At 70.0% G+C, this 22,619-nt stretch carries 22 protein-coding genes; 8 read left to right on the forward strand and 14 right to left on the reverse strand.

What is annotated here, in order from left to right; translation table 11 throughout:
- Positions 1-137 precede the first annotated feature (137 nt).
- Positions 138-878 carry a maleylpyruvate isomerase family mycothiol-dependent enzyme gene (locus ACWDEW_RS14930; RefSeq protein WP_450512933.1) on the forward strand — a complete coding sequence of 247 codons (741 nt, stop codon included), beginning with the start codon at positions 138-140 and terminating at the stop codon, positions 876-878.
- 7 nt (positions 879-885) lie between these two features.
- Here ACWDEW_RS14930 and ACWDEW_RS14935 read toward each other — a convergent pair whose 3' ends face one another.
- A complete protein-coding gene (locus ACWDEW_RS14935) occupies positions 886-1,263 on the reverse strand; it encodes a MarR family winged helix-turn-helix transcriptional regulator (RefSeq protein ID WP_019069477.1) in 378 nt (125 codons plus the stop codon).
- A gap of 87 nt (positions 1,264-1,350) precedes the next feature.
- Here ACWDEW_RS14935 and ACWDEW_RS14940 point away from each other — a divergent pair, with 87 nt between their 5' ends.
- Together ACWDEW_RS14940 and ACWDEW_RS14945 are read left to right on the forward strand one after the other, a co-directional pair.
- Positions 1,351-2,841 carry an MFS transporter gene (locus ACWDEW_RS14940; protein ID WP_450512935.1) on the forward strand — a complete coding sequence of 497 codons (1,491 nt, stop codon included), beginning with the start codon at positions 1,351-1,353 and terminating at the stop codon, positions 2,839-2,841.
- 73 nt (positions 2,842-2,914) lie between these two features.
- Positions 2,915-3,202: a DUF6332 family protein gene (locus ACWDEW_RS14945; protein ID WP_450512937.1), complete on the forward strand. Its 288-nt coding sequence runs from the start codon at positions 2,915-2,917 to the stop codon at positions 3,200-3,202.
- Here ACWDEW_RS14945 and ACWDEW_RS14950 read toward each other — a convergent pair.
- The 3 genes from ACWDEW_RS14950 to ACWDEW_RS14960 all read right to left on the reverse strand — a co-directional run bounded on the left by ACWDEW_RS14950 (position 3,163) and on the right by ACWDEW_RS14960 (position 5,933).
- Positions 3,163-3,828, reverse strand: coding sequence for a response regulator (locus ACWDEW_RS14950; RefSeq protein WP_450512939.1), 666 nt, complete (start codon positions 3,826-3,828; stop codon positions 3,163-3,165). The two genes, ACWDEW_RS14945 and ACWDEW_RS14950, sit on opposite strands and share 40 nt — an antisense overlap.
- Complete coding sequence (locus ACWDEW_RS14955; protein WP_450512941.1) at positions 3,825-5,045, reverse strand: sensor histidine kinase; 1,221 nt, start codon at positions 5,043-5,045, stop codon at positions 3,825-3,827. The genes ACWDEW_RS14950 and ACWDEW_RS14955 overlap by 4 nt, the downstream gene beginning before the upstream one ends.
- Before the next feature lie 195 nt (positions 5,046-5,240).
- Complete coding sequence (locus ACWDEW_RS14960) at positions 5,241-5,933, reverse strand: TetR/AcrR family transcriptional regulator (RefSeq protein ID WP_450512943.1); 693 nt, start codon at positions 5,931-5,933, stop codon at positions 5,241-5,243.
- Between the two features lie 167 nt (positions 5,934-6,100).
- Between ACWDEW_RS14960 and ACWDEW_RS14965 the strand changes: the two genes are divergently transcribed.
- Positions 6,101-6,550: a nitroreductase family deazaflavin-dependent oxidoreductase gene (locus ACWDEW_RS14965; RefSeq protein WP_019069471.1), complete on the forward strand. Its 450-nt coding sequence runs from the start codon at positions 6,101-6,103 to the stop codon at positions 6,548-6,550.
- A gap of 8 nt (positions 6,551-6,558) precedes the next feature.
- Here ACWDEW_RS14965 and ACWDEW_RS14970 read toward each other — a convergent pair whose 3' ends face one another.
- Positions 6,559-7,827 carry a geranylgeranyl reductase family protein gene (locus ACWDEW_RS14970; RefSeq protein WP_450512945.1) on the reverse strand — a complete coding sequence of 423 codons (1,269 nt, stop codon included), beginning with the start codon at positions 7,825-7,827 and terminating at the stop codon, positions 6,559-6,561.
- Between the two features lie 132 nt (positions 7,828-7,959).
- Here ACWDEW_RS14970 and ACWDEW_RS14975 point away from each other — a divergent pair, with 132 nt between their 5' ends.
- The 3 genes from ACWDEW_RS14975 to ACWDEW_RS14985 are packed head-to-tail and all read left to right on the forward strand — an operon-like array spanning position 7,960 to position 10,713.
- The gene (locus tag ACWDEW_RS14975) at positions 7,960-9,315 is read left to right on the forward strand and encodes a M20/M25/M40 family metallo-hydrolase (RefSeq protein WP_450512946.1); all 1,356 of its coding nucleotides are present in this window, start codon (positions 7,960-7,962) and stop codon (positions 9,313-9,315) included.
- Between the two features lie 33 nt (positions 9,316-9,348).
- Positions 9,349-9,645 (forward strand): DUF1905 domain-containing protein, encoded by a 297-nt coding sequence (locus ACWDEW_RS14980; protein ID WP_450512948.1) that lies wholly within the window; start codon positions 9,349-9,351, stop codon positions 9,643-9,645.
- A 15-nt stretch (positions 9,646-9,660) separates the two neighbouring features.
- Positions 9,661-10,713: a protein kinase family protein gene (locus ACWDEW_RS14985; protein ID WP_450512949.1), complete on the forward strand. Its 1,053-nt coding sequence runs from the start codon at positions 9,661-9,663 to the stop codon at positions 10,711-10,713.
- Here ACWDEW_RS14985 and ACWDEW_RS14990 read toward each other — a convergent pair.
- The 8 genes from ACWDEW_RS14990 to ACWDEW_RS15025 all read right to left on the reverse strand — a co-directional run bounded on the left by ACWDEW_RS14990 (position 10,686) and on the right by ACWDEW_RS15025 (position 19,336).
- Positions 10,686-11,756, reverse strand: coding sequence for an ABC transporter ATP-binding protein (locus ACWDEW_RS14990; protein ID WP_450512950.1), 1,071 nt, complete (start codon positions 11,754-11,756; stop codon positions 10,686-10,688). The genes ACWDEW_RS14985 and ACWDEW_RS14990 overlap by 28 nt on opposite strands.
- A complete protein-coding gene (locus ACWDEW_RS14995; RefSeq protein ID WP_450512952.1) occupies positions 11,753-12,871 on the reverse strand; it encodes an ABC transporter ATP-binding protein in 1,119 nt (372 codons plus the stop codon). The genes ACWDEW_RS14990 and ACWDEW_RS14995 overlap by 4 nt, the downstream gene beginning before the upstream one ends.
- Positions 12,868-13,788, reverse strand: a complete 921-nt coding sequence (locus ACWDEW_RS15000) for an ABC transporter permease (RefSeq protein ID WP_450512954.1) — start codon at positions 13,786-13,788, stop codon at positions 12,868-12,870. The genes ACWDEW_RS14995 and ACWDEW_RS15000 overlap by 4 nt, the downstream gene beginning before the upstream one ends.
- Positions 13,781-14,767, reverse strand: coding sequence for an ABC transporter permease (locus ACWDEW_RS15005; RefSeq protein WP_450512956.1), 987 nt, complete (start codon positions 14,765-14,767; stop codon positions 13,781-13,783). The genes ACWDEW_RS15000 and ACWDEW_RS15005 overlap by 8 nt, the downstream gene beginning before the upstream one ends.
- A 121-nt stretch (positions 14,768-14,888) precedes the next feature.
- On the reverse strand, positions 14,889-16,706 hold the full coding sequence (locus tag ACWDEW_RS15010; RefSeq protein WP_450512958.1) for an ABC transporter family substrate-binding protein: 1,818 nt from the start codon (positions 16,704-16,706) through the stop codon (positions 14,889-14,891).
- Positions 16,707-16,956: 250 nt separating this feature from the next.
- Entirely contained in the window at positions 16,957-18,000 is a 1,044-nt protein-coding gene (locus ACWDEW_RS15015; RefSeq protein ID WP_450512960.1) for an NUDIX hydrolase, read from the reverse strand.
- A 139-nt stretch (positions 18,001-18,139) separates the two neighbouring features.
- Positions 18,140-18,334 (reverse strand): hypothetical protein, encoded by a 195-nt coding sequence (locus tag ACWDEW_RS15020; RefSeq protein ID WP_019069460.1) that lies wholly within the window; start codon positions 18,332-18,334, stop codon positions 18,140-18,142.
- Between the two features lie 30 nt (positions 18,335-18,364).
- A complete protein-coding gene (locus ACWDEW_RS15025) occupies positions 18,365-19,336 on the reverse strand; it encodes a TIGR01777 family oxidoreductase (RefSeq protein WP_450512962.1) in 972 nt (323 codons plus the stop codon).
- A 188-nt stretch (positions 19,337-19,524) separates the two neighbouring features.
- Here ACWDEW_RS15025 and ACWDEW_RS15030 point away from each other — a divergent pair, with 188 nt between their 5' ends.
- Positions 19,525-21,546, forward strand: a complete 2,022-nt coding sequence (locus tag ACWDEW_RS15030; RefSeq protein ID WP_450512964.1) for an NPCBM/NEW2 domain-containing protein — start codon at positions 19,525-19,527, stop codon at positions 21,544-21,546.
- A 45-nt stretch (positions 21,547-21,591) separates the two neighbouring features.
- Here ACWDEW_RS15030 and ACWDEW_RS15035 read toward each other — a convergent pair whose 3' ends face one another.
- Positions 21,592-22,548, reverse strand: coding sequence for an ROK family protein (locus ACWDEW_RS15035; protein WP_093630573.1), 957 nt, complete (start codon positions 22,546-22,548; stop codon positions 21,592-21,594).
- Positions 22,549-22,619: the final 71 nt, after the last annotated feature.

The following is a 22,619-nucleotide window of genomic DNA, read 5'->3' on the forward strand; positions in this document are numbered from 1 at the left end:
CGCGAGACCCACGCCGCCGAAGCCGCCATCACCCTGGCCGTCGACACCCTGCGCAAGGCGCTCGCCACCGGCTGATCCGCCCCGCCCAGCCGCCCTCCCCCGCTTTCGACCGCGCTCCATACGGCACACTCGGTCGCATGGACACCGATGCGTTCGTGGGGATCCTCGACCGGGAGGGCGGCCTGCTGGTCTCGGCCGCCGAGGAGGCGGGCGTCGACGCCGAGGTGCCGACCTGCCCGGAGTGGCGGGTGCGGGACCTGCTGCGGCACACGGGGATGGTGCATCGCTGGGCGACCGCGTTCGTCGCCGAGGGGCACACCGCCTACCACCCCGACGGCGGTCAACCAGACCTGGACGGCGCCGAGTTGACGGCCTGGTTCCGGGAGGGGCATCGGCGACTCGTGGACACCCTCGCCGCCGCCCCGCCGGACGTGGCGTGCTGGTCCTTCCTGCCGGCTCCCTCGCCGCTCGCGTTCTGGGCCAGACGGCAGGCGCACGAGACGACCGTGCACCGGCTGGACGCGGAGTCGGCACGCGGCGGCACCTCCACCGCGATCGCCCCGGACTTCGCGGCCGACGGCATCGACGAGTTGCTGCGCGGCTTCCACGCCCGCGGCCGCAGCCGGGTGCGCAGCGCGGAGCCTCGGGTGCTGCGGGTGCGCGCCACGGACCTGGACGACGCGGTGTGGACCGTACGAGTGTCTCAGGAGCCGCCCGCCGCCGAGCGGGGCGGCACCGGGGAAGCCGACTGCGAACTGGCCGGTACCGCCGAGCAGTTGTACCTCGCCCTGTGGAACCGGAGGCCGTTCCCGGACGTCTCCGGGGACGCGTCGCTCGCCGCGTTGTGGCGGGAGAGGTCGGCGATCACCTGGAGTTGACGGTCCGTCAGCCGGACAGCATCCGCGTCAACACCGCGCGCTGCAGCGGGAGTACCTCGCCGTGCAGGTCGCGCCCCTTGTCCGTGAGGGTCACGCGCACGCCCCGGCGGTCCTCCGCGCACATGCCGCGCTCGACGAGACCGTCCTTCTCCAGCCGGGCGATCAGCCGGGACAGGGCGCTCTGGCTGAGGTGGACGCGTTCGGAGATCTCCTGGACGCGATAGGCGCAAGCGTCGCCGGCCAGCACGTCCAGCACCTCGAAATCGCTGCCGCACAGGCCGTGTTGGTGCAGGGTGCGGTCGAGTTCGCACTGGGTGCGGGCGTGCAGCGCCAGCATCTCCCGCCACTGGTCCACGAGCGCCTGCTCGGCCTTCTTCGCCGCCATGAGAGCGCACCGTAGCAGAGAAGCGGATTTATTGCACCGTAATTAAATGCGCTTGCATTCGATGCATGCGCATGTAGTCTCTGTCGCATGACCTCTCCGCTCTCCCCTCCCGCGGCACCGTCGTCGGCGGTTCGCTGGACCCCACGGCTGTGGGGCACCCTGCTGGTGCTCTGCGCCGCGATGTTCCTGGACGCGCTGGACGTGTCGATGGTCGGCGTCGCCCTGCCCTCCATCGGCTCCGAACTCGACCTCTCCACCTCGACGCTCCAATGGATCGTCAGCGGCTACATCCTGGGATACGGCGGGCTGCTCCTCCTCGGTGGCCGGACCGCCGACCTGCTGGGCCGGCGCCAGGTCTTCCTGGTCGCCCTGGGAGTCTTCGCGGTGGCCTCGCTGCTCGGCGGGCTCGTCGACTCGGGTCCGCTGCTGATCGCCAGCCGCTTCATCAAGGGCCTCAGCGCGGCCTTCACCGCACCGGCCGGCCTCTCGATCATCACGACGACCTTCGCCGAGGGCCCGCTGCGCAACCGCGCCCTGTCCATCTACACCACCTGCGCGGCCACCGGCTTCTCGATGGGCCTGGTGCTCTCCGGCCTGCTCACGGAGGCCAGTTGGCGGCTCACCATGCTGCTGCCCGCGCCCATCGCGCTCATCGCCCTGCTGGCCGGCCTGAAGCTGCTGCCGCGCAGCGAACGCGAGAAGGACCACAACGGCTACGACGTCCCCGGCGCCGTCCTCGGCACCGCGTCGATGCTGCTGCTGGTCTTCACCGTCGTACAGGCTCCCGAAGCCGGATGGGCATCGGCCCGAACTCTGCTGTCCTTCCTGGCCGTTGCCGTCCTGCTGACCGTCTTCGTGTACGTCGAGCGACGCTCCGCCGGGCCGTTGATCCGGCTCGGTGTGCTGCGCTCCGGCAACCAGATCCGCGCCCAGCTCGGCGCGATGGCCTTCTTCGGTTCGTACGTCGGCTTCCAGTTCCTCGTCACGCTGTACATGCAGTCGCTGCTCGGCTGGTCCGCGCTGCACACGGCGCTCGCCTTCCTGCCGGCCGGTGCGCTGGTGGCGGTGTCCTCCACGAAGGTCGGCTCGATCGTCGACCGGTTCGGCACCCAGCGGCTGATCGCGACGGGCTTCGCGCTGATGGTCGTCGGATACGCGCTGTTCCTGCGGGTCAGCCTCGATCCCGTGTACGCGGCGGTGATCCTGCCGTCGATGCTGCTGATCGGCGCGGCCTGCGCGCTGGTCTTCCCCTCGCTCAACATCCAGGCCACCAACGGGGTCGAGGACCACGAACAGGGCATGGTCTCCGGGCTGTTGAACACCTCGGTGCAGGTCGGCGGCGCGATCTTCCTCGCCGTCGTCACGGCCGTGGTCACCGCCCACGCCCCGGCGCACGCCACCCCGCAGGCGGTGCTGGACAGTTACCGGCCCGGGCTGATCGTGGTGACGTTCATCGCGGTCGCCGGGCTGCTGATCACCCTGCCGGGGCTGCGCGGCCGTCACGACCAGAAGACCCTCGTGGTCGCCAAGTCCACCGTGAAGGAGGCGGAAGCGGAGCGCGTGGCGGTCCGTGACTAGGGGGACGCCTCCCCGAGTGTGCGCCCGGCGGAGCCGATTGCCCCGCCGGGCGCACACGTGTGAGACTCGCGGGATGAGCATGACCGGGGGACGGCGCACACAGGCCGAGCGGGACGCGATGACCGTCGAGATCGGGTACGCGCTGGTCAGCGCGGTGTTCGCGGCCGTCGTCGTGTTCGGGGCGGTCGCCGGTCCGGTGTGGCTGTTCGAACTGCCGGGCACGGTCGAGACGGTGCTGACGTGGGCGGGGCTCGTGCTGCTGCCCGTCGTGTTCTTCGTACGTGTGGCGAGCGTGCTGTACCGGTATCGGCGGACGGCGGGTCAGCCCAGCCAGCCGGGGCGTACCAACCCCGACTCGTAGGCCAGCACGACCAGTTGGGCCCGATCCCGGGCGCCCAGCTTCACCATCGTGCGGCTGACATGGGTCTTCGCGGTGAGCGGGCTGACGACGAGACGGCGGGCGATCTCCTCGTTCGAGAGGCCGATACCGACCAGGGCCATCACCTCCCGCTCCCGCTCGGTGAGTCGAGTGAGGGCGTCGGCCGTCGCCGGTTCCTTGGAGCGGGCCGCGAACTCGGCGATCAGCCGGCGGGTCACCCCGGGAGACAGCAGCGCGTCGCCGTCGACCACCGCCCTTACGGCGCGCAGGAGTTCGTCCGGTTCGGTGTCCTTGACCAGGAAGCCGGAGGCACCGGAGCGGATCGCCTCGAAGACGTACTCGTCGAGTTCGAAGGTGGTCAGCATGACGACCTTCACGTCTTCCAGGTCGCCGTTCCCGGTGATGCGTCGGGTCGCCGCGAGGCCGTCGAGCAGCGGCATGCGGATGTCCATCAGCACGACGTCGGGGCGCAGTTCGCCCACCTTGCGCACGGCCTCCTCGCCGTCGGAGGCCTCGCCCGCGACCTCGATGTCCGGCTGCGCGTCCAGCAGCGCCTTGAACCCGGCGCGGACCAGCGACTGGTCGTCGGCGAGCACTACCCGGATCACCGGTCGTCCTCCTTCGGTGTGACCTTCAACGGCAGTACGGCGAGCACCCGGAAGCCGCCGTCCGGACGAGGGCCCGCCTCGATGGTGCCACCGAGCGCCGCGGCCCGCTCCCGCATCCCGGCCAGCCCGTTGCCACTGCCCCCGGCCTCCGCGCCGGTCGCGGGCCCGTCGTCGTCGACGCGCAGCCGCAGCGCCCGGGCATCGTGCTCGACGTGCACACGCGCGTGCCGTGAACCCGAGTGCCGTACGACATTGGTGAGGGCCTCCTGGACGACGCGGAAGGCGGCGAGGTCGGTGCCGGGCGGGAGGCGGGGCGGGGTTCCCTCGACCTCCACCGTGAGGCCCGCGCTCGCCGCCTGCTGCACCAGTTCGGGCAGCCGGTCGAGGCCGGGGGCCGGGGCTCGGGGCACGTCGCCCGGGGCGCGCAGGCTGTCGAGGACCTGACGGACCTCGCCCAGCGCCTCCTTGCTGGCGGCCTTGATCGTGGTGAGGGCCGTACGGGCCTGCTCGGGGTCGGAGTCGAGGAGCGCGAGGCCGACGCCCGCCTGGACGTTGATGACGGAGATGCTGTGCGCGAGGACGTCGTGCAGTTCACGGGCCATCCGCAGCCGCTCCTCGTCGGCGCGGCGACGGGCCGCCTGGGCACGCTCGGCGCGCTCGCGGACCCACTGGTCACGGCGGGTGCGGGCCAGTTCGGAGACCGCGGCGACGGCCACCAGCCAGGTGGCGACGGCCAGTTCACGGCCCCAGGGCATCGCGTGGTCGTGCTGCGGGGGCAGCCACCGGTACAGCCAGTGGGCGATCAGGAGGTGCGCCGCCCAGAGCGTGCCGAGCGCGGCCCAGGCCGCCCGCCGCCGCCCGGCGACGACCGCGCTGAAGCAGCCGAGCGCGACGGGCAGGAAGACGGGGCCGTACGGGTATCCGGCGCCGAAGTAGAGCACGGCGGCCAGCACGGTTCCGAAGGCCACCCCTACGGGGTAGCGGTGGCGCCACAGGAGCAGCGCCGAGCCGGCGACGAGCAGCACGCGCGCGTAGAGGTCGAGCGGGACGCGGTCGGGCTGGCTGTGCGAGGCGAAGTTGCTGCCGCCCAGCACGAACACGGTGACCAGCAGCGTGGAACGCCACGGCCACCGGGCCGGGGCCGTCTCCCCACCCCACGGCGGTCCGTGGCGCCACCGCTGGGGCGGTCCCCCGCCACGTACGCGCTCCTCGTCCATGCACGTCACGCTAGACGGCGGACGAGGTCGGAGGCGTCAGCCGGGCGGGGTGATCACGTGTACTTCCCCGGGAGTACGTCCAAACCGTGCCCCATGAACTCCGGTCCACCAAAGCGCCCCCGAAAGGGGCGCGGAGAACTGCGCGACCAGCCCCCACCGGGCCGCGGACAAAGAACCACGCACCCGGCGGAGCAATCACGCGTCGTCGAAACCCACCCCGAGCGCGAGCCGTCGTACCGAATGACGGAAGAACGGCTCACGGTCCTCCACCACCCGGCGGAACTGTCCGAACAGCTCGAAGCTCACCAGCCCGTACGTCTCGGCCAGCGCGGCGACGAGGGCGAGGGCCGACCCGCGCGGAAGGCCGCCGGCGAAGTCCGCGATCATACGGTCCGCCTCAGGCCGCAGGCCGACCGGGAGCGGGGGCTCGGTGAGGATGCCGGCCCGCTGGGCATCCTGTGCGACGCCAATCAGCAGGAGGGCGACGCGGGCGGCGGACGGGACGGTCGTCTCGGGGGCGACATAACCGGGGACCGGTGAGCCGTAGATCAGCGCGTACTCGTGCGGGTTCGCCAGCGCCCAGGTGCGCACCGCCTCGCACACGGTCGTCCAGCGGTGCAGCGGCGCGGCGTCGGCGACTTCGGAGTGCGCCGTCTCCGCGGCCTCGCCCAGGGAGTCGTACGCATCGATGATGAGAGCGGTCAGCAGGTCGTCGCGGCTGGGGAAGTACCGGTACAGGGCGGAGGAGACCATGCCCAGTTCACGGGCCACGGCGCGCAGCGAGAGCTTCGCGGCGCCCTCGGCGGCGAGCTGTCTGCGTGCCTCGTCCTTGATGGCCGCGGTGACCTCGATCCTGGCTCGGGCGCGGGCGCCTTGTGTGGTGCTCATACGGGCAAGTGTGGCACGGAATCAGAGCAGTGCACACAAACGAGAGCGGCGAACAAAAAAGAGAGCACCGCTCTTGCAATGGATCGGTGAGCCGGTGCAGACTGTTCCCGAGAGCGAGAGCAGTGCTCACAAAAGGGAGCCGCGCTCTCCAGAACCCAGGAGTCGTCATGAGCACGCACGTCCAGAAGCCCGGCTGGTTCACGGTCAACGTCTTCAACCGCGCCGTCGCCTGGTTCACCCGCCGCGGCCTCAGCGTCTGGGGTTCACGGGTGCTCGCGGTCCGCGGCCGTAAGAGCGGCGAGTGGCGGACCACCCCGGTGAACCTGCTGACGGTGGACGGGCAGCAGTACCTCGTCGCCCCGCGCGGGCACGTCCAGTGGACGCACAACATGCGGGCGGCGGGCGGCGGCGAGCTGCGGCTCGGCAAGAAGGTGGACGTGTTCACCGCGACCGAGGTCACCGGCGACGACAAGGTGCCGCTGCTGCGCGCCTACCTCAAGCGCTGGAAGGCCGAGGTCGGCGTGTTCTTCGGAGGAGTCGGCCCCGACTCCTCCGACGACGAGCTGCGGCGGATCGCTCCCGACCACCCCGTCTTCCACGTCACGGTCAGGAGCTGACCTGACGGTCAGGAGCCGGCCTCGCCCTCCGCGGACTCCACCGCCTCCACGGGCGCCGCTGGTTCCGCGGTCCTGCGGTCGAAGGCGGTGAGCGCGCGCTGTGCCATGGGGTGGCTGCGCACCAGCTCGCCCAGGGTGGTCGACCCCCGGGTGATGTCCATGAAGGCCTTCCAGGCCGGCCGGAAGCCGGTGAGGGCGGCGTGGAACAGTCCGGGGCGCCGCTCGAAGACCGCCAGCATGGTCTTGCCGACGCTCATCTCCACGCCGAGCCCCGCCTTGATCGCGAACGCGTAGTTCAGCGCCTGGCGGCGGGTGTCCACGGCGTCGTGCGCCTCGGCGATCCGCACCGCCCACTCCCCCGCGAGCCGCCCCGAGCGCAGCGCGAACGAGATGCCCTCCCGGGTCCACGGCTCCAGCAGTCCCGCCGCGTCCCCGCAGACCAGCACCCGCCCGCGCGAGAGCGGCGAGTCGTCCGCCCGGCACCGGGTCAAGTGCCCTGAGGAGATGCTCGGTTCGAAGCCGGCGAGGCCGAGCCTGGCGATGAAGTCCTCCAAGTACCGCTTGGTGGCGGCGCCTTCACCGCGCGCGGAGATCACGCCGACCGTGAGCGTGTCCCCCTTCGGGAAGACCCAGCCGTAACTCCCGGGCATCGGGCCCCAGTCGATGAGGACCCGTCCCTTCCAGTCCTCGGCGACGGTCTCCGGCACCGGGATCTCCGCCTCCAGGCCCAGGTCCACCTGGTCGGTCTTGACCCCGACGTGCGCCCCTATGCGGCTGGCACTGCCGTCCGCGCCGACGACGGCCCGCGCGAGGACCGTCTCGCCACCTTGGAGGACGACGGCGACCGTACGGCGGTCCGGCACCGCGGAGCCGTGCTGCTCGACTCGTGTCACGGTGACGCCGGTGCGCAGCTCGGCGCCCGCCTTCTGCGCGTGCTCGACGAGCTGCTGGTCGAACTCGGGCCGGTTGATCAGCCCGAACAGCATCTGCCGGGACCGGCGGGTGCGGGTGAAACGCCCGTTGTTCGAGAACGTTATGGCGTGCACCCGGTCCTTCAACGGCAGGTCGAAGCCGGGCGGGAGCGAGTCGCGCGAAGGTCCGATGATGCCGCCGCCGCACGTCTTGTAGCGCGGCAACTCGGCTTTCTCCAGCAACAGCACACGCCGTCCCGCGACGGCCGCCGCATAGGCGGCCGAGGCCCCCGCGGGTCCCGCGCCCACCACGACGACGTCCCACACCCGCTGCACGTCGTCCGCCGAAGAGTTCTCGCTGCTCACGATGGTCTACTGCTCCCGATCAAGCCGCTGCCGCACCTGTCCCCCGCATCCTACGGCGGACATCGCCCCAGGCTGTTGTGGGAGGATCGACGGCATCATTCGTACAACGTCGCACCCACAAGGAGCGTGCCCATGTCGTCGAATCCGGTCGCCGAGACCGTCGCCTCGCTGATGCCCAGGGCAAGAACTGAGCTCGGCGAGCTGGTGGCCTTCAAGTCGGTGGCGGACTTCGACCAGTTCCCGAAGAGCGAGAGCGAGGGCGCCGCGAACTGGGTCGCCGACGCGCTGCGCGCCGAGGATTTCCAGGACGTGGCCCTGCTGGACACCCCGGACGGCACACAGTCGGTCTACGGCTACCTGCCCGGCCCCGAGGGTGCGAAGACCGTGCTCCTGTACGCCCACTACGACGTACAGCCGCCGCTCGACGAGGCCTCCTGGACCACCCCTCCCTTCGAGCTGACCGAGCGCGACGGCCGCTGGTACGGGCGCGGCGCGGCCGACTGCAAGGGCGGCGTGATCATGCACCTGCTCGCGCTGCGCGCCCTCAAGGCCAACGGCGGCATCCCGGTGCACGTCAAGGTGATCGCCGAGGGCTCGGAGGAGCAGGGCACCGGCGGCCTGGAGCGGTACGCCGAGGCACACCCCGAACTCCTCGCCGCCGACACGATCGTGATCGGCGACACAGGAAACTTCCGCGTCGGCCTGCCCACGGTCACCTCGACCCTGCGCGGCATGACCCTGGTGCGGATCCAGATCGACACCCTTGAGGGCAACCTGCACTCGGGCCAGTTCGGCGGCGCCGCGCCCGACGCACTGGCCGCGCTGATCCGCGTACTGGACTCGCTGCGGGCCAAGGACGGCTCGACGACCGTCGACGGACTCGCCGCCCACGCGACCTGGGACGGGCTGGCGTACGACGAGGAGCAGTTCCGCCAGGACGCCAAGGTGCTGGACGGCGTCGAGCTGATCGGTTCCGACACGGTCGCCGACCGCATCTGGGCACGCCCGGCCGTCACGGTCCTCGGCATCGACTGCCCGCCGGTCGTCGGCGCGACCCCGTCCGTGCAGGCCGGCGCCCGCGCACTGGTCAGCCTCCGCGTCCCGCCGGGCGTCGACGCGGCCGAGGCCACCAAGATGCTCCAGTCCCACCTGGAGGCCCACACCCCGTGGGGCGCCCGCGTCCGCACCGAACAGATCGGCCAGGGCCAGCCCTTCAGCGCCGACACCACCAGCCCCGCGTACACGGCCATGGCCGAGGCGATGGCGGTCGCCTACCCCGGCCAGGAGATGCAGTACGCCGGCCAGGGCGGCTCCATCCCCCTGTGCAACACCCTCGCCGCCCTCTACCCGCAGGCCGAGATCCTCCTCATCGGCCTCAGCGAGCCGGAGGCGCAGATCCACGCGGTCAACGAGAGCGTGTCACCTGAGGAGTTGGAACGCCTGTCGGTGACGGAGGCGCTGTTCCTGCAGAACTACGCGGGCAACTGACCGCGTCCTGAGGGGTGTTGGGGGATCAACGGCATGCGGTTCGTCTTCACCGGCCGGGTGGTCGAGTGGCGTGGCCCATCGCCGTACTACTTCGTCCCCGTGCCGGGCGAGGAGTCGGCGGACATCCGCGCGGTCGCCACCATGGCCTCGTACGGCTGGGGAGTGATCCCCGTCCAGGCGCGGATCGGCGAGACCGCGTTCACGACGTCGCTCTTCCCCAAGGACGGCGGATACTTGCTGCCGCTCAAGACCGTCGTGCGGAAGCCGTGCGGTCTCGGCGCGGACGACGAGGTGACCGTGGAAATGACCGTCCGGCTGGGCGCCGCCTGAACGAGGAGGGGGCCCATGTCCCGCACCGAGCGCATCACCGCCCACAGCGACATCGCCACCACCCTCGCCCTCCTCTCCGACCACGAACTCGCCGAACTGGTCGACGCGGGCACGCCGTTGGGGTCCGGGATCGGCGGCCGCTCGGCGCTGATCGAGGTGGACGGCAGAAGGGTGTTCGTGAAGCGGATGCCGCTGACCGACGTGGAGCGGCGGGCGGAGAACGTGCGGTCGACGGCCAACGTTTTCGGGGCGCCGGCCTACTGCCACTACGGCATCGGCGCGCTCCCCAGCCCCGGCTTCGGCGTCTGGCGTGAGCTGGCCGTCCACGAGATGACGACCAACTGGGTGCTGTCCGACCGGTTCCCGGGCTTCCCGCTGCTGCACCACTGGCGGGTGCTGCCCGACCCGGAGCAGTCACTTCCCGAGGAACTCGCCGACGTGGAGCGGACCGTGGCCTACTGGGGCGCCGGACATGAGCACATCGAGGCCCTGCGCACGGCGTCCGCGAGCCTGACGCTGTTCATGGAGCACCTGCCGTACACCCTCCACGACTGGCTCTCCGAACAACTCCGCACCGACGACGCCGAGACCGCCTGCGCTCTCGCGGAGCACGGTCTCGAAGCCGTCACCGGATTCCTCCGCGAACAGCAACTCCTGCACTTCGACGTCCACTTCAGGAACATCCTCACCGACGGGCAGCAGCTCTACCTCGCCGACTACGGCCTCGCTCTTTCCCCGCGTTTCCGGCTCGCCGCGGACGAACGCGACTTCTACGACCGCCACCTCCACTACGACCACGCCTACGCCTTCTCGTACCTGGTCCACTGGCTCGTCGTGGACCAGTACGGCTACGGCCGGGACGAACGCCTGGAGTTCATCCGCGCGTGCGCAGACGACGGCAAGCGCCCCGAGGGCATCCCCGAGGCCGCCGCCGAACTCATCTCCCGGTACGCCCAACTCGCCTTGACGGTGGGCCACTTCAACCGGCGATTCCTGGAAGGGAGCAGGCTGACCCCCTACCCGTCCGCCGAGGAACTCGGCTACAACAGCTCCACGCTCTCCGCATAGTGACAGGCGACCGGGTTCCCACCACCCCGGTCCACCAACGCCGGCGCCTCCTCAACGCACGACGTCCGTTCGCTGTCGGTGAGTTGGTCCGCGAACTTCGGGCACCGCGTGCGGAACCGGCAACCACTGGGCGGCCGGACCGGGCTCGGGACGTCGCCCTGGATGGTGATCCGTTTCCGGGCGCGTTCCTTGCGCGGGTCGGGCAGCGGGATGGCGGAGACCAGGGCCTGGGTGTACGGGTGCGCCGGTCGGGCGAACAGCTGGCGGGCGGGGGCTATCTCCACCAGGCGGCCCAGATACATGACGGCCACCCGCCCCGCCACATGCCGCATCACCGACAGGTCGTGGGCCACGAACAGGAAGGACAGGCTCAGTTCGCTCTGCAGGTCCATCAGCAGGTTGAGGACGCCCGCCTGGATCGACACGTCCAGGGCCGACACCGGTTCGTCGAGGATGACGACCTTCGGGCGCAGCGCCAACGCCCTCGCGATGCCGATGCGTTGGCGCTGTCCGCCGGAGAACTCGTGGGCGAAACGGTTGCCGTGCTCGGGGTTGAGTCCGACCAGACGGAGGAGTTCGCTCACCTCGGCGCCCGCCCCGGACCCGTACCGCCCGTGGATGCGCAGCGGTTCGGCGACGATCTCGTGGACGGTCATCCGGGGGTCGAGCGAGGCGTACGGGTCCTGGAAGACGATCTGCAACTCCCGCCGCAGGGGCCGCATCTGACGTCTGCTCAGTTCGGTGAGCTCATGCCCCTGATAGCGGACCTGGCCCGAGGTGGCCCGTTCAAGACCGAGGACGGTGCGGGAGATCGTGGTCTTTCCGGAGCCCGACTCCCCCACCAGGCCCAGGGTTTCGTTCCCGTGGAGGTCGAAGGAGACTCCGCAGACGGCGTGCACATCGCCGACGCGGCGCCGGACGACGCCCTTGGACATGACCGGGAAGTGCTTGACCAGGTCCCGCACCTGCAGGACCGGTTCGCCGGTGCCGCCGTGGCCGGGCAGCGGCGGCAGGGGGGTGGCGGCCTGCGCGGGCGCGGTCATACGGGGTCCTCCTCGGGGTTCGTGGCGGGAGCCGCGTCGGCGAAGCGGGCCAGGGCCTCGGTGTCCGCGCCGACCGCGTCGAAGACCTGATCCGCGCCCGTGTCGACGAGTTCGTCGGCGAAGTGGCAGGCGCTGAGGTGCAGGTCTCCGCCGGCCCTGCGCAGGGCGGGTTCGTCGGTGTCGCACACGTCCCGGCGCATCGGGCAGCGGGGCGAGAAGGGGCAGCCGGGCGGCAGGTTGAGCAGGCTCGGCGGTGAGCCGGTGATGGGGGTGAGGCGTGCCTCCTCGCGGTCGAGGCGGGGCAGGGAGCCGAGCAGGCCCAGGGTGTAGGGCATGCGCGGGGTGTAGAAGATGTCCTCGACCGACCCCGTCTCCACTATCCGGCCGGCGTACATGACCGCGACCCGGTCGGTGTGGCCGGCCACCACCCCCAGGTCGTGGGTGATGAGGACGAGCGCAGCGCCGGTCTCGGCGCGGGCGGTCTCCAGGGCTTCGAGGATCTGCGCCTGCACGGTGACGTCGAGGGCGGTGGTCGGCTCGTCGGCGATGATGACGTCCGGGTCGTTGGCCATGGCGATCGCGATGACGACACGCTGGCGCATGCCGCCGGACATCTCGTGCGGGTAGCTGTCGACGCGCCGTTCGGGGCTGGGGATGCCGACCGTGCCGAGCAGGTCGACGGCCCGTTTGCGGGCGTCCCGCTGTTTCATGTCGGGGTTGTGGCGCAGCAGGGTCTCGCTGATCTGGTAGCCCACGTTGTAGACGGGGTTGAGCGAGGTCATCGGGTCCTGGAAGATCATCGCGATACCGCTGCCGCGCAGGTCGGACAGGCGTGCGTCGGACAGGCCGAGGAGTTCGGTGCCCTCGAAGCGGACCGAGCCGCGCACCTTGGCGCCGGTCGGCAGCAGCCCCATCACGGCGAGGGCGGTCACCGACTTCCCGGACCCCGACTCGCCGACGATGCCCAGCGATTCACCGCGGTCGAGCCGGTAGCCGACCCCGCGTACGGCCCGTACCGTCCCGTCCTCCGTGCCGAACTCCACACTGAGGTCCTCGACTTCGAGCACGGCCGACGTCACGGGGACCTCGCGCACTCCATGACTCGTGGTCGTCACTGTCGCACCCTTTGCTGCCGGGGGTCGAAGGCGTCGCGCAGGCCGTCGCCGATGAAGTTGATGGTCAGCGCGATGGCGATGATGAACGCGCCGGGGATGTAGAAGAGCCAGGGCCGGGTGTCGACCGCCGTCTGCGCCTGGGAGACCAGCAACCCCAGGGAGGTGTCGGGCGGTTGGACGCCGAAGCCGAGGAAGGAGAGCGCGGTCTCGGTGAGGATGCCGGTCGCCACCAGGATCGTCGCGTTGACGATGATCGGGCCGAGGGCGTTGGGCAGCAGATGCCGGAAGATGATCCGCGCATCGGAGGCGCCGAGCGCCCGCGCCGCCTCGATGAACTCCTTCTCGCGCAGCGACAGCACCGAGGAGCGCACGACCCGGGCCACGTACGCCCAGGTCAGCCCGGCGATCACGATGGCGATCCAGTACCAGGAGCCGCCGGTGCGGGAGGAGATGACCAGGGCGATCGCGAACAGGGGCAGGGTCAGCACCAGATCGGCGATGCGCATCATGACCGCGTCGACGACGCCCCGGTAGAAGCCGGCGATGGCGCCCCAGATCGCGCCCACCAGGGTGGACCCGAGAGCGATCATGATGGCGATCTTGAGTGAGGTCTGGGTGCCGCGCATGACCTGTGCGTAGGCGTCGTATCCCGAGGAGTTGGTGCCGAACGGGTGTTTCCAGGACGGCGGTTTGGAGTTGTCCTCGGTGTACTTCTGGTACGAGTAGTGCCACAGGTGCGGGCCGATGAACGCCCACAGCAGGATCAGCACGAACACCACCAGACTGACCATCGCGGCCCGGTGGCGCACGAAGCGGCGTAGCACAAGTTGGGTCTGGGTGCGCTGCCGTACGGTGAACTCACGGTCGCTGGGCGGCAGTTGAGTGCCCGCGGACCCCGGTGCCTCGATGTCAGTCATAGCGGATCCTCGGGTCGAGTACGGCGTAGAGGAGATCGGCGATGAGGTTGAACCCGATGACGACGACGGCGGAGAGCAACAGCCAGGCCATGGTGCGGTAGACGTCGAGCGTGGTCGCCGCCTGCACCAGCATCTCGCCCATGCCGTGCCACTGGAAGATCGTCTCCGTGATCACCGCGCCGCCCAGGATGATCGCGATGTCCAGGGCGGTGACGGTGGCCAGCGGGATGAGGGCGGTGCGCAGCGCGTGCCGGGTCATCACCTTGCCGCGCCGAAGTCCCTTGGCGCGGGCGAGCCGTACGTAGTCGCTGTTGAGGACCTCCAGCATGGAGGCACGGGTGTAGCGGGTCCAGGACGCGAAGGAGACCAGGGCGAGGGTGATGGTGGGCAGGATGAGGTGGCCCACGTGATCGGTGAACTGGTTCCAGGTGGTGTCGACTTCGAGGTACGGGGACTTCTCGCCGATGGTGCCGAGGAACTGGCTGCCGGTCTTCTCGTTGAACCAGATTCCGGCCTGCTTGAGCAGCACCGCGAACCAGAACACCGGCATGGCGAGGAAGAGGAAGCCGAAGAAGGTGATGGTGTAGTCGGCGGCGGAGTACTGGCGGATGGCGCTGAACACGCCGAAGACGACGGCCATGATCAGCGCGAGGATCATCGCCGCGGCGACCAGGGTGATGGTCACCTTGAAGCGGGTGAACAGGTCGTGCCCGATGTCCAGGTTGGCCTGCACGGACGGGCCGAAGTCGCCGTGCAGGACGCCGGTGATCCAGTTCCAATAGCGTTCCATCACCGGCTGGTTGGCGCGGATGTGCCGGGCGAAGGCGGCCACCGCGGCCTTGCTGGGGGCAGGTTGGCGTGAGGTGGCGAAATTGGCCACCGGGTCACCGGAGTTGATGACGACGAGGAACACGATGAACGTCGAGGCGATGAGGACGGGTATGGAGACGAGGATGCGGCGCACGGTGTAGGCGAGCATGCGGTCTTCTCTCGGAGGCCGACGGGGTGGGGATACCGTCCGTGGGCCGGGCCCGGCCCCGGTGTCGCCGGGGCCGGGCTCGACGGGTGTGCCGGTGGAGCTGTTCTCTCAGGCCGTGGGGCTACTTCTTCAGGCCCCACTCGCCGGTGTTGTACGCCGGGCCCACGTTCGTGGCGTTGTTCCGCATGTTCACGAACCGCGTCTGCACGGCGAGGAACGTCGGCTTCTGGTACAGCGGCAGGACGTAGGCGTCGTTCACCATGAGCTGGTCGGCCTGGTTGAGCAGGGACGCGGCCTTCGTCGCGTCGGTCTCGCCCACGGCCTGGGAGATCATGGAGTCGGCCGTCTTGTTGCTGTAGCCACCGAAGTTGCCGCCACCGCCGGTGAACCAGTTCTGCTGGGCGTTGCTGGTCGGGAACGGTGCCGCGACCCAGGCGAACACGATGATGTCGTACTGGTGCCCCGCGAGGACCGTGCCGAGGTCGGCGGCGCCGATCGGCTTGATGGTGACCTTGATACCGAGGCTCGCCAGGTTGCTCTGCAGAATCTGGCACTCGCTCTGCCGGATCTGGTTGCCGGTGGTGTAACGGCAGTTGAAGGGTCCGACGGCCTTGCCGTCCGGCGTCTTCAACGCTGTGCCCACCCCGGTGAACTTGGCGTCCGTGAGGTACTTCTTGGCCTTGGTCAGATCACCCGACCCCTGGCCGGTGCTGGTGACCAAGTCCTTGTAACCGGCCTGCCCGGGAACGAAGTTGTGGCTGCCGAGCGGCTTCACGGCCGGGTCGAACTGACCGACCGTCTTGGCGATGATGTCCTTGATGTTGATCGCGGTGAACATCGCCTGCCGCAGCGCCAGATACTTGCCGATCACCGGGTTGTGAAGGTTCAGGTCGAAGTGCTCCCAGGTCAGCCCGTTGCCGATGGTGTAGGTGACGCCGGGGATGTCCTTGACCTGGTTGACCAGGTCCACCTCGGGCTGCGGGTAGATGCCCTGAACCTCGTTGTTCTTCAACGCTGTCGGCTCTTGGGTGGCGTCCGAGATCACCTTGAAGATCAGCCGCTGGAGGGTCGCCTTCTTCGCACCGGTCCACTTGGGGTCGGGCACGTAGGTGGCGTGATCGTTGTCGACCCACTGCTGCATCTTGTAGGCGCCCGCCGTGGGGTACTTGGTGGGCGGCGTCTTCAGGAAGTACTGCCAGGCCTGCGCCATCTGCGTGGCCGTCATGGCGGCGGCGTCACCGGCCTTGGCGCCGGAGATCTTCTCGGCGGTGTGGGCCGGATAGAGCGGATAGCCCCCGCCGAACAGCGACTTCCAGTCCGAGTACGACTTGGACATCACCATGGTGAAGGTCTTGCCGTTGTCGGAAGGCGTGAGGGACTTGATCCGGTCGTAGCCCGCGGTGCTCTGGGGCAGGCAGCCCTTGGTCTGCGTGGAGTCGCTGGCGGGCGGCGGCGGACAGTCCTTGCCGTCGTTGGTGCGCCAGTAGTAGACGAAGTCGTCGGCGGTGATGGGTGTGCCGTCGTTCCACGCCGCCTTGGGGTTGATCTTGTAGACGATGGTCTGCGGGCTGGTGCTGGTCTGCGTCGCCGAGGTCACCAGGTCGGTGTTGAGAGTGACGGTGAAGTCCGGCTGGGGTACGAACACCTGAGGCAGGACGACTTCCATCGCCTCGGCGTTCTCGAAGGTGTTGCCGTTGACGTCCTGGACGTTCCACTGCTGGATGTTCTTCTCCAGCACATAGGTGAACGTTCCGCCGGACTTGGTGGCGGCCGAGTTGCAGGTGTTGGCCTTGCCCACGGTGTTGCAGGACGTGAGCCCGGCCGAGCTGCCCTTGCTGGAGCCACCGCCCCCACCGCCGCTGCTGCAGGCGGTGAGCACCAGGGTGAGCCCGGCGGCGAGGGTGAGGGCTCGGGTGAGAGCCGAGGATGGCGCGCGCATGTTCCTCTCCTTCGACCGGCGAAATGTCCGGTCCCGTCGAGGCGGCCGGCGGCCGCGAGAGAACTGAGCTGCGCAAAGACGTTAGAGCTCCGATGTACCTTCTTCACGTTCTTGTTCATACCGGGAAGGCGACAATTCACCCTCGCTTTGTTATCGGAATGACCCATGCCCCGCAAAATCACCAGGTCGCGTCCCCGAAAAGGCAAAGTCCCGTTCAACATCGTTGATCAGACCGCAAATTGACATGTCGTCAGCCAACCGGTACGCCCGCCTCCAGATAGAGCGCGGCCCCGCGCTCCCGGGCCCGCAGCGCCCACCGCAACCGCTCGTAGCGGATCGGCGGCAACAGATCCGCCGCCTCCTGTTCGCTGGCGAAGCACCACCCGCGCAACTCCGGTCCGGGCAACAGCAGTCGGTCCGCCTCGGCAGCACCCAGCCGGCCGCCGTCGAAGAGGAGCCGCAGCCCGCCGTAGCCGGGTGGTGCGGGCGGTTCCCAGTCGACGACGAGCAGCCGGGGTACGTCGTCGAGGACCAGGCCGGTCTCCTCGGTGACCTCGCGCATGCCGGCCCGGGCGGGTGCCTCGCCGCGTTCGACGACCCCGCCGGGGAACTCCCAGCCGGCCTTGTAGGTGGGGTCGACGAGCAGGACCCGGTCCTGTTCGTCGAAGAGGAGCACTCCGGCCGCGACGGTCTCGGAGGTGGGCTCGGGGGTCTGCACGATGTCGCAGACCGGGACGGTGCCGCTGCCGACCGCGTCGGCGATCCGGCAGGCCGTCTCGTGCGGGGTGAGGGCACTGGTGTCGACGAGATGAGCGTCGGCGGTGAGCCAGGAGGCGAGCGCGGCGCGGTACGGCTCGATGTGGTCGTACGCCCACTGCTGCACCCGCAGCTCGCCGTCGGGGAGGTCCGGCGGGATCTCCCGGCCGGCTATTCGCTCGCGCAGGATCGTTTCCGCCGGCGCCAGGAGAACATGCCGGACCGCGACCCGGCGGGCCGCGAGGCCGCCGAAGATCTCGTCGCGGTACTCCTGGCGCAGCAGGGTCATCGGGACCACGAGGGTCCCGCCGAGCTCGGCGAGCATGGCGGCGGCCGTGTCGATCACGAGCCGTCGCCAGATCTGCAGGTCCTGGAAGTCGCCGACCTCCGCGAGGTGCTTGGGCGGGAGCAGGTTCGGAAGTGCCCCGCCGATGATCTCGGGGTCGAAGAACGTGCTGTTCGGGATCAGGTCGATCAGTTCCCGTGCGGTGGTGGTCTTTCCTGCACCGAACGCGCCGTTGATCCAGACGACGGTCACAGGTCCCCCTCTTCTGTTGGCCCCCTGAGGCTTGCCCGTTCCACCCTGCCACGGAAACCAGCCCCAGTTGAGAGCGCGCATACGACGGCGCCGGTACCCCCTCCGACGGGGCACCGGCGCCGCGCGCTTTCGACAGGTATCAGCTGTTCTCTCCCAGGGCGCCCTCGTCGACGGCGAGGCTGCCGTCGCTGACGAGGTGGTCCATGGAACCCACGGTGTCCTTGACGTTGAGATCGCCGAGTACGTCGTGGTCGTGGGAGTGCGACGGAGTGATCGCGGCGACGACGAAACCGGTGGCGAGGGAGGCGATGGCCAGCATGCTGCGCTTCTTCATGCCCCGTTCAACTGACGAAGCGCGCGGGGGTCACGCCCGGACCGGCCGCCGGGTGGAAACCGCTCCGCCGCGCGACCGTCGCACGAGGTCCACGGCCGCCTCGGGCCACTGCGGATGGTCGAAGGTGAACCCCTCCGCCAGCAGCCGCCCCGGGACGACCCGGCGGCTCTTCAGGAGGAGTTCGGTGTCCGAGCGCAGCACGAAGGCGCCCAGCTCGGCCATCCACTTCGTGGCGGGCAGGCCCACGGGGATGCCCCGGGCGGCGCGCAGGACGCGCATGAAGGCGCGTTGCGGGAGCGGGCCCGGAGCGGCGAGGTTGACCGGCCCGGCGATGTCGTCGCGCGCGACCAGGAACTCGACCGCGCGGACGAAGTCCTGGTCGTGGATCCAGGAGACGTACTGGGCGCCGCCCGCGACCGGACCGCCGAGCCCGAGCCGGACCAGCCCGAGCAGCACGTCGAAGACGCCGCCCCGGTCGGGGCTCATCACCATGGCGGCGCGCAGGGCCACCTTGCGGGTGTGCGGGGTGTCGGCGCGCTCCTGCTCGCGCTCCCAGTTCCTGGCGATCTCGACGCTGTACGACCAGTAGTCGGGTACGCCCGGTTCGGCGCCGCCGATCAGGCCGGTGGCCTCGTCGTTGGGGGCGTCGTAGCGGTGGGCGTAGACGGTGGCGGTGCTCATCTGCAACCAGACGCGCGGCGGGTGCGCGGCGGCGGCGATCGCCTCGCCGACGACCCGGGTGGAGCGCACGCGCGAGTCCATCATGGCCTTCAGGTTGGCGGGGGTGTAGCGGCAACTGACGCTGCGGCCCGCCAGGTTGATCACGACGTCACTGCCGTCGATCTCCCGGGCCCAGGAGCCCAGGGTCTCGCCGTCCCACCACACCTCGCCCTCGCGCTTCGGCCGCCTGGTGAGGACGACGACCTCGTGGCCGGCCTCGGTCAGGGCGCGGTCGAGGATCGCGCCCACCTGTCCCGTACCACCGGGAATGACGATCTTCACAGGGCTCCCCCTTCCGTTCCGGAGTGAGCCTAGCGCAGAAAGTTGAACGTGTTCAAAAGTCACGCGATGAAAAGTCGAACAATCAATACGCAACTCTTCCAACAGAGTTGGACACGTCCTAACGTAATCGCGCACATGGCATGCACAGGAAGTGATCCCATCTCTCGCAAGTCCGGAGGAAGGTCACCATGCGTCACCCCCACACCCGCACGACCCGCCGAAGATTGGCAGGAACGGTCGCAGCAGGGCTGTTGTGCACGGCAGGCCTCGCCGCGCCCGCCGTCGCCACCCCCGCGCAGGACCCCGTCTCCCCCGCCCTGGCCGACGGCCAGGCGCTCACGCCTCCGATGGGTTTCAACAACTGGAACTCCACCAACTGCCGTGCCGAGTTCAACGAGTCCATGGTCGAGGGAATCGCCGACCTCTTCGTCTCCAAGGGCCTCAAGGCGGCCGGCTACCAGTACGTCAACCTCGACGACTGCTGGGCCCTGCCGAACCGCGACGCCGACGGCAAGCTCGTCCCCGACCCGGTCCGCTTCCCGCACGGCATCAAGGCCGTCGCGGACTATGTGCACTCCAAGGGACTCAAGCTCGGCATCTACACCAGCGCGGGCACCAAGACCTGCAACGACGCGGGATTCCCGGGCGGACTGGGCCACGAGTACAGCGACGCGCGGCAGTTCGCCGACTGGGGTGTGGACTACCTCAAGTACGACAACTGCAACAACCAGGGTGTGGACGCCAAGTTGCGCTACACCACCATGCGCGACGCCCTGAAGGCGACCGGCCGCCCCATCGTCTTCAGCATCTGCGAATGGGGCGAGAACAAGCCCTGGGAGTGGGCCTCGGACGTCGGGCACCTGTGGCGCACCACCGGCGACATCAGCGACAACTGGGGCTCGATGCTGTCGATCCTCAAGCAGAACCTCCCTCTCGCGCCGTACGCCGGACCCGGGCACTGGAACGACCCCGACATGCTGGAGGTCGGCAACGGCGGCATGACGGACACCGAATACCGCTCGCACTTCTCGATGTGGTCGATCATGGCCGCCCCGCTCCTCATCGGCTCCGACCTGCGCACGGCGACCCCCGCGACCTTCGACATCCTCGACAACAAGGAGGTCATCGCGGTCGACCAGGACCCGCTGGGCAAGCAGGGCAACGTTGTCACCTCCGAGGGCGGACGCTGGGTCGTCGCCAAGGAGATGAAGGACGGCAGCCGTACGGTCGCGCTCTTCAACGAGTCCGGCAGCGCCCAGCGCATCGCCACCACCGCGACGGCCGTCGGCCTCCCGAGCGCCCGTGCCTACACCCTGCGCGACCTGTGGCAGCACAAGAGCTACAACACCGCGGGCACGATCTCGGCGACCGTCCCGGCCCACGGCACGGTCCTCGTACGGGTCTCCGCCGACGGGCACGCGGTCAAGAACCCGCCCGCCGTCGAACTCGGCCTGGACGGCGCCCCGTTGGTCCAGGCGGCGAAGCCGACCCCACTCACGACGACCGTGACCGACCTCGGCCGTACCACCGCCGAACGCGTCTCGGTGAGCCTGACAGGGCCGGCCGGCTGGAAGGTGCGGGCCACGTCGTCGACGACAGCCAAGGCCCTACGGACGGGCCGGGCGCTGCGCACGAAGTGGACGGTGACGGCTCCGGCCGGGACGCCGACGGGGTCGTACGACCTTGCGCTGAAGGCGAGTTACCGCTCGCCGAGCGGCACGCGCGTCACCGGCACCCTGCCGTTCACCGCGTCCGTGGTGGTCGCTCCGCCGGCGGGCACCTCGTACCTCGGTGACCTTCCCTGGATGTCGACGGCCAATGGATGGGGGCCCGTTGAGCGCGACACCAGCAACGGGGAGAGCGCGGCGGGGGACGGCAATCCGATCACTCTCGGCGGAGTCGTCTACGCCAAGGGGCTCGGTGTGCACGCCGAGAGCGAGGTGACGTACTACACCGGGAAGGCGTGCGAGAAGGTCACCGCGGACGTCGGTGTGGACGACGAGAAGGGGGCCAACGGAACCGTCGCCTTCGAGATCTGGGCGGACGGCACGAAGGTCGCCTCGACCGGCGTCCTCACCAACGCGATGCCCGCCCAGCCGGTCACGGCGGACGTGACCGGCGCCCAGGTGGTCCGACTCGTCGTCACCGACGGCGGCGACGGGATCGACTCGGACCACGCGGACTGGGCGGACGCTCAACTCACGTGCTGAGCAGGGGCGTAGGCCACTGACCGAACGTTTCGTCCGGTCAGTGCCTCACACCCCGGCCGCGGTCGCGTTGTTCGCCTGGCGGGCGAGCGCGGCCGCGGCCGCTCCCACCAGTCCGGCGTCCGTGCCCATCTGAGCCGGCGTCACCGTCAGACGCCGTACGAAGGACAGCGTCGCGTAGTCGCTCAACGCCTTGCGCAGCGGCGTGAAGAGCACGTCGCCCGCCTTGCCGACGCCCCCGCCGATCACGGCGATGTCGATCTCGACGAGGGTCGCGGTGGCCGCGATGCCGGCCGCGAGGGCCTGCGCGGCCCGCTCGAAGGAGGCGACGGCGACCGGGTCGCCCGCGCGGGCGGCGGCCGCCACCGCGGCGGCCGAGGTGTCGCCGTCCGGGCCCGGCCGCCAGCCGCCCTCGACCGCCCGCCGGGCGATGTTGGGACCGCTGGCGATCCGCTCCACACAGCCGCGCGAACCGCACGGACAGGCGTCGCCGTCCAGGTCCACGCTGATGTGGCCGATGTGGCCCGCGTTGCCCGTCGGCCCGGGGTGCAGCTGGCCGTTGAGGACGAGACCGCCCCCGACTCCGGTGGAGACCACCATGCACAGCGCGTTGGCGTGCCCGCGCGCCGCGCCCTGCCAGTGCTCGGCGGCCGTGATCGCCACGCCGTCGCCGATCAGCTCCACGGGCAGGTCACCGGCCGCCGCACGCACCCGCTCGACGAGCGGATAGTCGCGCCAGCCGGGCACGTTGACGGGGCTCACGGTGCCCGCGGAGGCGTCCACGGGACCCGCGCTGCCGATGCCGAGGGCGCTCGCGCGGGACCACGAGGGCGATGCGGTGAGTTCCGCGAGCACCTCCTCCACGGCCCGCATCACGGTGTCGCCGTCGTCCTGCGAGGGCGTCGGGCGCTGCGCGCGCACCAGGATCTTGCCGTGGCCGTCCACCAGCGCCCCGGCGATCTTGGTGCCGCCGATGTCGAGCGCGGCCACGAGGTCGGTGTGCATCAGTGTCAGATCTCCCCGTCAAACATGAGAACCACCAGAAGGTGAGTTGGGCCGGTCTCGCGGTGGGGGCG

The organism is Streptomyces sp. NPDC001100, assembly GCF_053598575.1.

Excerpts from the sequence above, each read along its gene's own strand:
- ACWDEW_RS14975 (WP_450512946.1), top strand. The coding sequence starts at position 7,960 with ATGTCGTCGAATCCGGTCGCCGAGACCGTCGCCTCGCTGATGCCCAGG.
- ACWDEW_RS14980 (WP_450512948.1), top strand. The coding sequence starts at position 9,349 with ATGCGGTTCGTCTTCACCGGCCGGGTGGTCGAGTGGCGTGGCCCATCG.
- ACWDEW_RS14960 (WP_450512943.1), bottom strand. The coding sequence starts at position 5,933 with ATGAGCACCACACAAGGCGCCCGCGCCCGAGCCAGGATCGAGGTCACC.
- ACWDEW_RS14930 (WP_450512933.1), top strand. The coding sequence starts at position 138 with ATGGACACCGATGCGTTCGTGGGGATCCTCGACCGGGAGGGCGGCCTG.
- ACWDEW_RS15020 (WP_019069460.1), bottom strand. The coding sequence starts at position 18,334 with ATGAAGAAGCGCAGCATGCTGGCCATCGCCTCCCTCGCCACCGGTTTC.
- ACWDEW_RS15005 (WP_450512956.1), bottom strand. The coding sequence starts at position 14,767 with ATGCTCGCCTACACCGTGCGCCGCATCCTCGTCTCCATACCCGTCCTC.
- ACWDEW_RS14945 (WP_450512937.1), top strand. The coding sequence starts at position 2,915 with ATGAGCATGACCGGGGGACGGCGCACACAGGCCGAGCGGGACGCGATG.
- ACWDEW_RS15030 (WP_450512964.1), top strand. The coding sequence starts at position 19,525 with ATGCGTCACCCCCACACCCGCACGACCCGCCGAAGATTGGCAGGAACG.
- ACWDEW_RS14935 (WP_019069477.1), bottom strand. The coding sequence starts at position 1,263 with ATGGCGGCGAAGAAGGCCGAGCAGGCGCTCGTGGACCAGTGGCGGGAG.
- ACWDEW_RS14940 (WP_450512935.1), top strand. The coding sequence starts at position 1,351 with ATGACCTCTCCGCTCTCCCCTCCCGCGGCACCGTCGTCGGCGGTTCGC.
- ACWDEW_RS15035 (WP_093630573.1), bottom strand. The coding sequence starts at position 22,548 with ATGCACACCGACCTCGTGGCCGCGCTCGACATCGGCGGCACCAAGATC.
- ACWDEW_RS14965 (WP_019069471.1), top strand. The coding sequence starts at position 6,101 with ATGAGCACGCACGTCCAGAAGCCCGGCTGGTTCACGGTCAACGTCTTC.
- ACWDEW_RS15000 (WP_450512954.1), bottom strand. The coding sequence starts at position 13,788 with ATGACTGACATCGAGGCACCGGGGTCCGCGGGCACTCAACTGCCGCCC.
- ACWDEW_RS14955 (WP_450512941.1), bottom strand. The coding sequence starts at position 5,045 with ATGGACGAGGAGCGCGTACGTGGCGGGGGACCGCCCCAGCGGTGGCGC.
- ACWDEW_RS14990 (WP_450512950.1), bottom strand. The coding sequence starts at position 11,756 with ATGACCGCGCCCGCGCAGGCCGCCACCCCCCTGCCGCCGCTGCCCGGC.
- ACWDEW_RS15010 (WP_450512958.1), bottom strand. The coding sequence starts at position 16,706 with ATGCGCGCGCCATCCTCGGCTCTCACCCGAGCCCTCACCCTCGCCGCC.
- ACWDEW_RS14985 (WP_450512949.1), top strand. The coding sequence starts at position 9,661 with ATGTCCCGCACCGAGCGCATCACCGCCCACAGCGACATCGCCACCACC.